The organism is Nonomuraea zeae, assembly GCF_005889725.1.
Taxonomy (GTDB): Bacteria; Actinomycetota; Actinomycetes; order Streptosporangiales; family Streptosporangiaceae; genus Nonomuraea; species Nonomuraea zeae.
In genome coordinates, this window is the sequence record NZ_VCKX01000354.1 from 1 (window position 1) to 11,494 (window position 11,494).

The 11,494-nt window shown below is 72.0% G+C and carries 10 protein-coding genes and 1 pseudogene; 3 read left to right on the forward strand and 8 right to left on the reverse strand.

Going from position 1 to position 11,494, the window contains the following annotated elements; all coding sequences use genetic code 11:
• Window positions 1–152: 152 nt before the first annotated feature.
• The 7 genes and pseudogenes from ETD85_RS54170 to ETD85_RS54200 all read right to left on the reverse strand — a co-directional run.
• A pseudogene (locus ETD85_RS54170) lies at window positions 153–959 on the reverse strand (pentapeptide repeat-containing protein); the annotation flags it as partial.
• Between the two features lie 47 nt (window positions 960–1,006).
• Window positions 1,007–1,831, reverse strand: a complete 825-nt coding sequence (locus ETD85_RS54175; protein ID WP_138697669.1) for a GNAT family N-acetyltransferase — start codon at window positions 1,829–1,831, stop codon at window positions 1,007–1,009.
• 131 nt (window positions 1,832–1,962) lie between these two features.
• Window positions 1,963–2,733 carry a polyprenyl diphosphate synthase gene (gene uppS / locus ETD85_RS54180; protein WP_138697670.1) on the reverse strand — a complete coding sequence of 257 codons (771 nt, stop codon included), beginning with the start codon at window positions 2,731–2,733 and terminating at the stop codon, window positions 1,963–1,965.
• 110 nt (window positions 2,734–2,843) lie between these two features.
• On the reverse strand, window positions 2,844–3,455 hold the full coding sequence (locus ETD85_RS54185) for a LysE family translocator (protein WP_138697671.1): 612 nt from the start codon (window positions 3,453–3,455) through the stop codon (window positions 2,844–2,846).
• A gap of 83 nt (window positions 3,456–3,538) precedes the next feature.
• Entirely contained in the window at window positions 3,539–4,510 is a 972-nt protein-coding gene (locus ETD85_RS54190) for a small ribosomal subunit Rsm22 family protein (RefSeq protein ID WP_138697672.1), read from the reverse strand.
• Between the two features lie 295 nt (window positions 4,511–4,805).
• Window positions 4,806–6,002: an MFS transporter gene (locus ETD85_RS54195; protein WP_206059472.1), complete on the reverse strand. Its 1,197-nt coding sequence runs from the start codon at window positions 6,000–6,002 to the stop codon at window positions 4,806–4,808.
• Window positions 6,003–6,379: 377 nt separating this feature from the next.
• Window positions 6,380–6,967 carry a TetR/AcrR family transcriptional regulator gene (locus ETD85_RS54200; RefSeq protein WP_138697674.1) on the reverse strand — a complete coding sequence of 196 codons (588 nt, stop codon included), beginning with the start codon at window positions 6,965–6,967 and terminating at the stop codon, window positions 6,380–6,382.
• Window positions 6,968–7,042: 75 nt separating this feature from the next.
• Between ETD85_RS54200 and ETD85_RS54205 the strand changes: the two genes are divergently transcribed.
• Together ETD85_RS54205 and ETD85_RS54210 are read left to right on the forward strand one after the other, a co-directional pair.
• Window positions 7,043–8,161 (forward strand): DsbA family protein, encoded by a 1,119-nt coding sequence (locus ETD85_RS54205; protein WP_138697675.1) that lies wholly within the window; start codon window positions 7,043–7,045, stop codon window positions 8,159–8,161.
• A 572-nt stretch (window positions 8,162–8,733) separates the two neighbouring features.
• Complete coding sequence (locus tag ETD85_RS54210) at window positions 8,734–9,597, forward strand: alpha/beta fold hydrolase (RefSeq protein ID WP_138697676.1); 864 nt, start codon at window positions 8,734–8,736, stop codon at window positions 9,595–9,597.
• 285 nt (window positions 9,598–9,882) lie between these two features.
• Here the strand turns inward: ETD85_RS54210 and ETD85_RS54215 are convergent, their stop codons facing one another.
• Complete coding sequence (locus ETD85_RS54215) at window positions 9,883–10,365, reverse strand: MarR family winged helix-turn-helix transcriptional regulator (RefSeq protein ID WP_206059473.1); 483 nt, start codon at window positions 10,363–10,365, stop codon at window positions 9,883–9,885.
• A 124-nt stretch (window positions 10,366–10,489) separates the two neighbouring features.
• Between ETD85_RS54215 and ETD85_RS54220 the strand changes: the two genes are divergently transcribed.
• A partial coding sequence (locus tag ETD85_RS54220; RefSeq protein ID WP_138697677.1) for an LLM class flavin-dependent oxidoreductase occupies window positions 10,490–11,494 on the forward strand: 1,005 nt, incomplete at its 3' end.

An 11,494-nucleotide genomic window follows, 5' to 3' on the forward strand; every position in this document is an offset into this window, starting at 1 on the left:
CTCTTACTTATGTTTTTTCGTTCTTCATTGACTATTAATGCAATAATACATATTTTTTTTTTAGACGTGTATAAGAGACAGGTTCCGGCGGGCCTGCCTCGGGTGCCCGGTCCTGAGCCTGGGCGGCGGTCGCGGGGCTCGGGCAGGCCGGCCCAGTGCGGCGGGCGGGTGAGCGCGGCCGGGATCCGGGTGGCGGCGTCGCCCCGGGCGGCGTTCACCTGCGCCTGGGTGAGGAAGATGGCGTCCGTCAGGTCGGCGCCCGCGAGCTCCGCGCCCCTGAGGTCGGCCCCGATCAGGTCGGCCCGCCGCAGGTCGGCGCCCCGCAGATCGGCCCCGATGAGGTACGCCCCGCGCAGGTCGGCCGCCCGCAGGTCCGCCCCCTTGAGCCTGGCCCCGATCAGGTCCGCGCCGCGCCGGTCCTTGCCCTTGCCGCCGGCCCTGACCAGCTCGCTCGTACGCAGGAGCAGCGGGTTGACCTCGGCCCGGTGCGCCGACACGTCCAGCTTCTCCAGCACGTCGGCGCTCTCGCGGCTCAGGCGCTCGGTCTCGTCGAGCGCGCGGCGCAGCTCGGCGTGCACGGGCTCGGCGGGCTCCAGCGTCAGCGCCTCGGCCAGGTACCACAGCAGCTCGTGCAGCTGCCGCATGACCGCGAACACGGCGTACATCTGCCTGGCCGTGCCCGGCCCCTGCCGCCAGCTCGTGCCATCGAACGTGGTCTGCGAGACCTTCTGACCGGCCCCGAAGCAGTCGAACACGGTGCAGCCGGGATAGCCGCGCGGCCTGAGCTGCTGGTGGATGGAGCAGCGGAAGTCCTCGCGCAGGTTGTGGCAGGGCTGCCCGGCGTCCTTGTCCGTCGCGAAGTCGGCCGAGGCCGAGAACGGCAGCGCGACGCAGCACAACCCGAAGCAGCTCTCACAGTCGGCGGCCAGGCCGAGCTCGCGCGGGTTCGTTCCGGGCAACGGGGTGGTCTCCTCGCAGGTGGCGGAGCGGGACGAGTCAAGGGTACTCAAGGGTGGACGTACGGCGTCGTCGTGGTGAGCGCGGCGAACCCCAGCCGCAGCAGGATCGGCCGGCTCTGGCTGGAGGCGTCGACCTGCAGGTAGTCGTAGCCACGCGCGGCGGCCTCGCGGGCCCGGTAGGCGACCAGCGCGCGGTAGACGCCTCGCCCGCGCCAGCCTGGCACGGTGCCGCCGCCCCACAGGCTCGCGAACCGGGTGCCGGGGTGCATGTCCATGCGGGCGGCGCTGATCGGCACGTCGCCGGCCATGGCGACGACCGCGATGGCGGTCCCGGCGGCGAGCTGGTCGAGCAGCCGCCGCCTGACCTGCTCACGCGCCACACCCGGCGCGTCCGTCCCCTCGGCGAGCTCGGGAGCCGCAGCCGGCGCGGCCGTGGCGAAGGCGCGCTCGTGGACGGCGGCCAGCAGGTCGGCCTCGGCCTCACCGGTCACCGGGACCAGGCGGACGCCTTCCGGTACGGCCTCGGCGCCCTTGTCCAGCCCGGCGACCTCGGCGACCATCACCGTCTCTTCGGGCTCGGCGGTGAAACCGGCCGCGAGGAGGCGGCGGCCGAGGTCGGCGGGCCGGTCGTGGGCGTACAGCTTCCACTCGAACGCCCGTCCCAGCCCGCCGAAGTAGCGGACCTGCTCGGCGATCGCCGCGTCCGCCCCTCCGGGGTCCAGCTCCGACCACAGGACGCCGTTCCAGCCGTGCTCGGGGCCCACCTGCCGCACCACGCCACCGGCTTGCTCGATCCTGGCGCCCGGCGCGTCGGGGGTGGCCCCGCGCCGCAGCTGCCGGTCGAACACGGCCAGCACCTCATCACGATCCATCCGGCCACCTCAGCACGCACGCCCCGCTGGGGCAACCGAATTTCGGGCGTGCTCCCTCCGAAGGCGCCAGCCGCCGAAACACCCCTCACCCGAGAGGCGCCAGTGGCCGAAACGCCGCCTTCGCGGAGGCGTCAGCCGCCGAAGCGCCGCTGCCTGGCGGCGAAGCTGCGCAGCGCCCGCAGAAAGTCGATCTCGCGGAAGGCCGGCCAGTACGCCTCGCAGAAGTACAGCTCGGAGTAGGCCGACTGCCACAGCAGGAAGTTCGACATGCGCTGCTCGCCGCTCGTGCGGATCACGAGGTCGGGGTCGGGCTGCCCGGCGGTGTACAGGTGGCGGGCGATGTCGTCCACGCTGAGGGTCGCGGCCAGCTCCCGCATCGATTCGCCGGCCTCGGCCCGCTCGTACAGCAGCTCGCGCAGGGCGTCGATCACCTCCTGGCGGCCGCCGTACCCGATGGCCAGCGTCAGGTGGAAGCCGGTGTCGCAGGTACGGGTCGCCTCGACGGCGCTCTTGAGCGCCCGCGCGGTGGAGTCGGGCAGCATGTCGAGCAGCCCGGCCACGTGCACCCGCCAGCGGGCGTCCGGCTGGTCGAGCCGGTCGGCGACCATCTGCTCGATCACCCGCAGCAGGTAGGCGACCTCTTCGTCGCCGCGCCGCTGCAGGTTCTCCGTCGAGCACAGGAACACGGTCAGGTGATCGATGCCCAGCCCTTCGCACCAGGTCATGACGTGCGCGATGTGGTCCGCGCCGTACTTGTGGCCGATGCTCGGGTTGGCCAGGCCCTGCTGCCTGGCCCAGCGCCGGTTGCCGTCGATGATCAGGCCGACGTGGCGCGGAAGGGGGCCCGCCACGACCTGACGGCGCAGGCGCCGGGCGTATAGAGCATGAAGGAGGTCAGTCATCTGCACCGTCCAAGGATGACGCGCTCGCGGACAGGAATCCGATCTTTCCGGATTCTCGGGGGCGAGATGTTGGAGCTTGCCGGGATTGGTAACGGTGCAACCGCCCGGCCTTACTGCTCGGTCATCGCCAGCTTGACCCCGAGCGCGGCGAAGGTCGCCCCGAACCCGCGCCGCATCCAGGTCAGCACCTTCGGCCGGGAGATCACGTGGTTGCGCACGGCGGCGGCGAACAGGCCGTACGCGACGAAGACCGCGAACGTCAGCAGCATGAACACGGCGCTCAGCTCCAGCATGCGCAGCAGCGCGGACGGCTCGCCCGCGCTCACGAACTGCGGCAGGAACGCGAAGAAGAAGATCGACAGCTTGGGGTTGAGTATGTTGACCAGGATCCCGTCGGCGATCACGCGGGCCGCCGAGCGCGGGGCGGCCTCCTGGTCCACGCTGAGCGCCCCGCGCTCGCGCAGCGTGCTCCAGGCCATATAGAGCAGGTAGGCCACGCCCGCGTACTTGATGACCTGGAAGGCGACGGCGCTGGTGTGCAGGAGGGCGGCCAGCCCGGTCACGGCGGCCGCCATGTGCGGCACGATTCCGAGCGTGCAGCCGAACGCGGCCACCACCCCGGCCCGCCCGCCACGCGACAGGGCGGCGGCCAGCGTGTAGAGCACGCCGGTGCCGGGGGTGATGACGATCACGAGCGAGGTCAGCAGGAACTCGATGCTCATGGCCGGCGGCCCTTCAGGAGGCGGGGAGTGGTTTCGCCTGCACCCAACCACTCCCCGGCCTTCTATGTCAATCCGTGTTGGTTTTAGTCAGCCGGCGACCACCCGTCTCCCCAGCCGGCGTCCCTGGCCTGGCGGTAGAGGTCACCTTGGCGCTTGGAGACGATCACGTCCCGGACCTCGCTGTCTCCGGTGCACAGCCGCAACGACACCATGCCCTTGCGCTTCTGCGGGTGGCGCAGGACCCGGGCGCCGGCGCGCGGCCATCCGGCGGCCGTGGCGGCGACGTAGGAGAACTTCTCGTCCTCGAAGCTGAGCGTGCCCGACTTGACCCGCCGGTGCAGGGCGGTCCTGGGAAGCCTGACGGAGAAGTGGCACCAGTCGCGCCCCGGCTCGATCGGGCACCGGCCGTCGTGGGGGCAGGGGGCGACGATCGTCATCCCCTGCCCGGTCAGGACCTCGCGCGCCGCCGCGATGGTGGCATAACCCGCTGGGGTGCCGGGCTCGATGATGAGCACCAGCGCGGCGTCGGCGGCCAGCCACCGTACGACGTCCCTGCGGTCCTGCTGGGGCAGCTCGTTCAGCGCGTACGACATGGTCACCAGGTCGGCGGCGGGCCTGTCGAGACCGGGGCGGATGGACGCCTGCCGCCAGGCGGTGCCGCGAAGCGCCTCGGACGCGCCGGCCAGGCGCCTGCCGAGGTCGATGATGTGCGGATCGTGTTCGATGACGGTGGCCTGTTCGAGCGACGGCCAGATCTCGCGGGCCGCCCAGATCGCCGCCCCGGTGCCGCCGCCGACGTCGAGCTGGGTTCTCGGCCGGAACCCCGACGCCGTCGCGGCGGCCTGGCGCATGGCCGTGGCGGCGGCGGCGTAGGTGGCGGGCATGCGGTAGGCGGCGTAGGCGGCGATGTCGGCTCTGGAGCGCAGGTGGGTCTGCCCGGTGGTGGCGGCCGTACGGTAGCGCTCGGTGAGCTGGGCGGTCGAGTCCGACAGGTCCTGGGGCGAGTAACGGGCCAGGACCCGGTCCAGAGCGGTCTTGAGTTCGTCGGGAAGCATGGATGGTCTCACCTGGTGGGAAGCGGGCTGGTCATGGGAGCACGGGCGCCCGTGCGGCGCGTACGGCGCGTACGGCGCGAGTTCGGGCAAGGGCCGTGCGTGGGCTGCGCGAGTACGAGCGGCCCCTGTAAAGGCGGCGCGAGTACGCGCGGCCTGTGCGCGGGAGGCCCGTGCGGGAGCGGCCCGTGTGCGAGCGACCGGGACTCGGGCGCTCGGGACTCAGACGCCCGAGATTCAGGCGACCGGGATTCGGGCGGCCTCGACGCGGGCGGCCGGCATCCGGTGGGGGCGATGGTCATATGGCGTCGGCCTGCGCGAGCGGGCGCCAGGCGGCGACCGCGATGGCGGCCACCACGACGGCGGCCACCCAGTACGGCGTGGTGATCGTCCAAGCGCCGGCGAGCAGCCCGCCCAGGAGCGACCCGACGGCCGCGCCTCCGACGTCGAACAGCGCGTTGACGCTCCCGACCCGCCCCAGCAGCCCGCTGGGGACGACCCGCTGCCTGAGCGTCGCCGCGATGACGCCCCACACCATCGTGTGGACGCCGAAGACGACCAGGACCGCCGCCGCGACCAGCGGCTCGGTGGTGGCGGCCAGCGTGGCGTGGGTGCCGGCCTCGACGAGGAGCCCGGCCCGCAGCAGCGCCACCGCCCCGAACCTGGCCTGCAACCGCACCGCGACCCCGGTGCCCACCAGGCCGCCCACGCCGAACGTGGTCAGCAGCACGCCGTACCCGATCTCGAAGAGCCCCAGTTGCCGGCGCGCGTACAGGACGAAGACCGCGAACGCCGCGCAGAACACCACGTTCGCCAGCCCCATGCTGAGCGCCAGCGTGCGCATCAGCCGGTGCCCCCACAGCCAGCGCACCCCGGCCACGATCTCGGCGCGCAGCCCGCCCGGCACCCGCTCGTACGGCTGCGCGGGCACCGGACGCACGGTCGCCACCAGCGCGGCGGCCACGGCGAAGGACACCGCGTCCACCCCGAACGGCAGCGCCGCACTCACCGCGAAGAGCCCCGCGCCCAAGGGCTTGGCCAGGAACTGGTTGACGAGGGTGAACGTGGCCATCAGCCGCGCGTTGGCGGAGGCGAGCCGCTCGGGCGGCACGATGGCGGGCAGGAGCGCGGCCGAGGCGGTGTCGGCCAGCGTCTCCCCCACGCCGAGCAGGAAGAACGCCAGGTAGATGACCGGAATGCCGGTCGTGCCCGTCGCCACCGAGACGGCCAGCGCGCCGAGCACCAGGCCACGCAGCAGGTTGACGGCCACGATCAGCTTGCGCCGGTCGAGCCGATCCACGTACGCGCCGCTGACCAGCGCGAACAGCAGCCAGGGCAACTGCTGCGCGAACGCGGCGCCGGCCACCAGCGCCGGATCGGCCGTGAGGGAGGCGACCAGCAGCGGCCCGGCCGCCATGGTGATGCCGTCACCGATGTTGGACACCGCGGAAGCGGTCCACAGCTTGGAGAAGTCCGCGCCAAGGCGCGCGGACATGGAGGCATGCAAAAGAGCTCCTCGGACGGAAGAGAAACGGTCGTTTACGCGAGCGACCGCTTCAGGCGAGGAGCATCGCCGGCCGGCGCGAACGCGACGGCGATCGGCTCAGCGCGTGCAGCGCGTGTAGCGCCCTCGCCGTGAAGCGGCGACGGTGACCTTGCCGAGGCGCATACGAACCCCCAACTTCCGCGCTGAACCAACCGGAACATTATCCAGCATGCGGCACGCCCGAGCACACGACCACCGCATATACCGCCGGCCATCAACCAGCCGAAATGTACCGTCCGCCCTCAGGCAGCCGACTTGTTCCACCGGCCCTCAAGCAGCCGACTTGTTCTTCCAGCCCTCAAGCAGCTGACTTATACAGTCGGCCCTCAACCAGCTGACGAGGTGCCGCGCCCGCCCTCGCGGAAGAGCCGCCAGAAGGCCAGCGCCGTCTCGCCCGCCCTGTCCTGCGGATCACCTGCCGCCACCCAGTGCGCGATCACGCCGACCAGGGCCCCGGCGAGGTACGCGGCATGCACGTCCATCGGCACCTCCTCCCGCCCGCCAGGCCGCCGCCCCTCATGGAAGCGCCGGGTCAGCTCACCGGTGAGGCGTTCGCGCATGCGGGCGGCGAATCGCGCGCTGCCGTTGGGGCCCAGCATCCGCTCGTACAGGGTGGCGTTCGCCGCCACATGACCGAACAGCTCGCCGAGCGGGCCGGGGGCGCGATCCGGCGGGGCGTCGAGCGGGCACAGGGCCGCCGCGCGGGCGACTGCGGCGACCGCGTCCTCCATGGCATCGGTGACCAGCGCGTCGAGGTCGGGGTAGTGCAGGTAGACGGTCGCCCGGTTCACCTCTGCCCGTTTGGCCAGGGCGGAGACGGTGATCGTCGCGACCTCCTGCTGCGCGGCCAGGTCGAGGACCGCCGCCTTGAGCCTGGCACGGGTGCGCTGGGCGCGTGGATCATCCGGGTTCACGCGGCCACTATACGACAGCCATCGCTTATGCGACACATGTTGACTAATAGACAAGTGTCGCATAGTTTGGGCGGCATGCGAATCGAGATCTGGGCGGACGTGGTCTGCGGATGGGCCTACATCGGCAAGCGGCGGCTGGAGAAGGCGCTCGCCTCCTGGGAGGGGGAGCCGGTGGAGGTGGTCTGGCGGCCGTACCAGATCGACCCGGCGGCGCCCGAGCGGGCGGTGCCGCTGGCGGAGGCGCTGCAGGACCCGATGACGGACGAGGCCCTGCGCGCGTGCGCGCCTGGCCTGACCCCGGCGGAGAACCGGGTCCGGGTCGCCGACCTGGCCGCCGCCGAGGGGCTGGGGCCGCGCTGGGGGGCGGAGTGGCGAGCCAGCACGCTGCAGGCGCACCGGCTGATCGCGCTGGCCTATGAGCAGGGTGGGGCGGAGCTTCAGGATCGCGTGGTGGAAGGGGTCCTGAAGGCACACTTCATCGACTTCCAGGACATCAGCGACCCCGCCACCCTGGCCGCGATCGCCACCACCACCGGCCTCACCACCGAGACCGGCCTCACCACTGACACCGGCCTCACCACTGACACCGGCGTCACCACCGAGACCGGCCTCACCGCTGACACCGTACCCGCCACCGACACTGGACCCGCCACCGACACCGGGCGCGCCGGCCTGCTTGCCTGCGGCAACAGGACGCCCGCTCCAGACGCCGCTGACCTGGTCCGGGAGCTCCTGCTCACCGGCAAGGCCAAGGGAGTGAAGACCTCGCCCACGATCGTCGTCGGAGACCGCGCCCTGGCCGGTGCCCAGTCACCCGAGGCGATCAGAGACTTCCTGCTGGACGCGAGCCGCCACATCCCCCGCCGGCTGCCCGCCGAGGTCGTACGCCTGCGCCACGCCGATTCCCTCCTCGACCAGCGCGACCCGCTCGGCGCCCTCACCCTGCTCCGCCCGCTCCTCGACGAGCACGGCGAGGACCGCGGCGTCCGCATGCTCGCGGCCCGTGCCTACTACGCCTCCGCCCAGCTCAACCGCGCCCGCACGGCGCTGGAGGCGCTGGTCGCCGAGGTCCCCGACGACTCCTACGCCAGGCACCTGCTCGGCCGCACCCTCCAGCGCCAGGGCAAGCACGAGGAGGCGGCCTCCCACCTCACCCTCGCCGCCGTGATGACCCCCGACTACGCGACCCGATAGGGCCGCCGCCGCCATGGCCGTGCAGGCTCCGTGCAAGACCAGCACTCCCTTGTACGGCCACCACCCCACCACCCGGAACCGGCCCACCACCCGGAGCCACCTCACCAGCCGGAACCGGTCCATCGGCCGGGACCGGCTCACCAGCCAAGACCGGCCCACCGGCCGGGACCAGCTCACCAGCCGAGACCGGCTCGTCAACCAGAACCGACCCGCCGACAGGAGTCGGCCCACCAGCAGGATCACCATGATCAGCGCACCCGCCGCCGCATTGCCCCACTGCGCCGCCGCCACTTCACCGGGCCCGTAGGCCAGGTAACTCTCCGGCGGGACCCTCGGCCCGCCGGTGACCCCCAGTCGCCCTTCCACGGCGAATCCGATCTTCGACGCCACGTACAGGCCCGTCCACCCGATTCCCGCGTACGCACTCTTCACGGCACCGACCCTGCCGTTCACACCCCCGCCACGGCCTCCCCCGGACAGGGGATTCCGCACGGCCGCCGCTCCCCCACGCGAGCTGTGCCCATGGCGAACAGACCGCCTCCACCACCCGTCCCCGGGCTAGCTTGCAGATCATGATGATCCTCGGCGACGCCGAAATCGCCTGCGAAGAGGCGGGTCCGCAGACGCCGGTCGGCACAGTGGTGCTCGTGCACGGGTCAACCAGCGACATGCGCCTTTGGGAGCACCAGTTCCGGGTCCTGTCGGAGCGCTACCGGGTGATCCGCTACGACCTGCGCGGCTTCGGCCGCTCCGGCGACGCCGAGGGAGACGTCTGCCACCACGAAGACCTGCTCGCCGTCATGGACGAGCTCGGGGTCGAGCGGGCGGCACTGGTCGGCAGCTCGATGGGCGGCGCGTACTCGACTGAGGTCGCGCTGACCGCCCCCGCCCGGGTCGCCGCGCTCGCCCTGATCAGCTCTGGTCTGTCCGGTCACTCGTGGCCGGAGGAGATGCTGGCGCAGGCCCGCGAACGCGTCCACACCTCGGTTCCGCCCGACCGCCTGGCACGCTACCGCGCCGGCGACGCCGCCCACGTGGATCCCGCCGATGTCCGCGCGATGGCGGAGGCTCACACTGCGTGGCAGACGGCCGGCCCCGACCGTGGCCGCGACGACCTCTCCGGCGAGGTGTGGCGGTCCGCCGTCGAGATGTGCGCGCAGATGTTCGAGCGCTCGTGGACGGGCCCTCGTTCCACCGAGCGCTTCCTCACCCCGCCGGCCGCCGCCCGCCTGCACGAGATCACCGCACCCACACTGGTGATCAACGGCCTGTCCGACGTGCCCGGCATCCAGCAGGTGTCCGGCTTGCTCGCGGCAGGCATCCCGGCCGCTCGCCGCATCGACCTGCCCGAGACCGGCCACCTCCCGCCCCTGGAGCGCCCCGCCGAGGTGACCGCGGCCCTGACCACGTTCCTGTCCGACACCCTCACCACCTGACGCGCACGGGGCTGCCGGACAACCCGGCACCACCCGAACCCCCGAAGCCGACCTCGCAACCCGGAACCACCAGAACCCCGAAGCCGCCCCCGCAACCCAGTACCGCCCGAAGCCCGAAACCTCCCGAATTGCGGCACGACGCGCCTCGGCATTTCCCGAAGCGCCCAGCTCCGCCCGACACCCCGCACACGAATCCCCGAGCCGCAGCCGCAGCGACGGCGACGGCGACGGCGACGGCGACGGGTCGAGCGGGGATGCGGGGATGCGGCGCTCGCAGGTGATCGGCTACGTCCGGCGGTCTGCGTCGCGCTCCTCGGGGAGCCAGACCATGCCGGTCAGCGCGGTGTGCTCGGCCAGGATCCCGTCGATGGCCCCCGCCAGGAGCTCCCTGTGCTCCGGCGGCAGACCACCCGCCAGCGCATCCAGCCGCTCCGCGACCCCGTCGTGCGCCTTCACCGCGATCCGTGCCCCGTCGCAGGTCAATTCGATGAGACAGGCACGCCGATCCCGCACGTCCCGCGTACGGACCACCAGCCCCCGCCGCTCGGCCCGGTCCACGAGCCCGGTCAGGCTGGACTTCTCCAGATGCAGCGAACGGGTCAGCTCCGTCATCCCGACCGGCCCGCCCGTCAGCAGGCACAGCAGCTGAGCCTGCTGCGGCGTCAGGTCATGCTCGCGGCTGACCTCGCCGAACACCGCCTCCACCAGATGCGCCAGGCGCACGAGCGCCTCGGTGAACCCCAGGACCGGCTGCTTCGTCGTCACCACGCACACAGTCTAGTTGACAATGGTTTGCTATACGAACTAATTTCTTCTCGTACGCAAATAGTTCGCAACACCAACTACGTAGGCGTCTCCGGCGGCGAACGGCACAACCAAGGAGCCAACCCCCATGCCCGACTACGGCCACGACCTCCTCTTCAGCGCCAACCTGGTGCCACACGCCCAGCAGGCCGACACCGTCGTAGCCCTCGCCCAGCTCGCCGAACGCGCCGGACTCGACCTCGTCACCTTCCAGGACCACCCGTACCAGCCTGCCTTCCTCGACACCTGGACCCTGCTCAGTTACGTGGCGGCCGGCACGGAATCGATCCGGCTGGCCGGCAACGTTCACCCGCTGCCGCTGCGCCCGCCCGCCATGCTCGCCCAGGCCGCCGCCAGCCTCGACATCCTCAGCCACGGCCGCTTCGAGCTCGCGCTCGGCACCGGCGGCTTCTGGGACGCCATCGCCGCCATAGGCGGGCCCCGCCTCACTCCCGCCCAGGGCGTGGACGCGCTTGAGGAGGGCATCCCGATCATCCGCGCCGCCTGGGACACCGCCACCGCAGGCGGCATCCATCACCATGGCGAGCACTACCGGATCGACGGCGCCCAGCGCGGCCCGAGGCCGGCCCACGACATCGGGATCTGGCTCGGCGCGTACAAGCCTCGCATGCTCCGGCTCACCGGACGGCTCGCGGACGGCTGGCTCCCCTCCCTTCCCCACCTCGGAAGCATCGGCAAGATCGGCGAAGGCAACGCCATCATCGACGAGGCGGCCACCGAGGCGGGGCGCTCGCCCAAGAACATCCGCCGCCTGCTCAACCTGGGCGAGGAGCTGCCCCCCGCCCAGCTCGCCGAGATCGCCCTCACGCACGGCGTCAGCGTCTTCACCCTCATGGTCGGCGACCCCTCCGCGATCCAGCGCTTCGCCCTGGAAACCGCCCCAGCCGTACGCGAGCTCGTCGCCGCCGAGCGCGCCGGTTCGCAGACCCAGAACAGCGCGCAGCGGCCCGGCTCACCGGCACTCAGGTCGCAGGCCGCTGCCGCTCAGGGAGCCCCGCTGGCCGCCGTTCCGACGCCGGACGACGGTGTACGCCTCACCGACGCCCGCGTATGGGACGAGAGCACCCGCCCC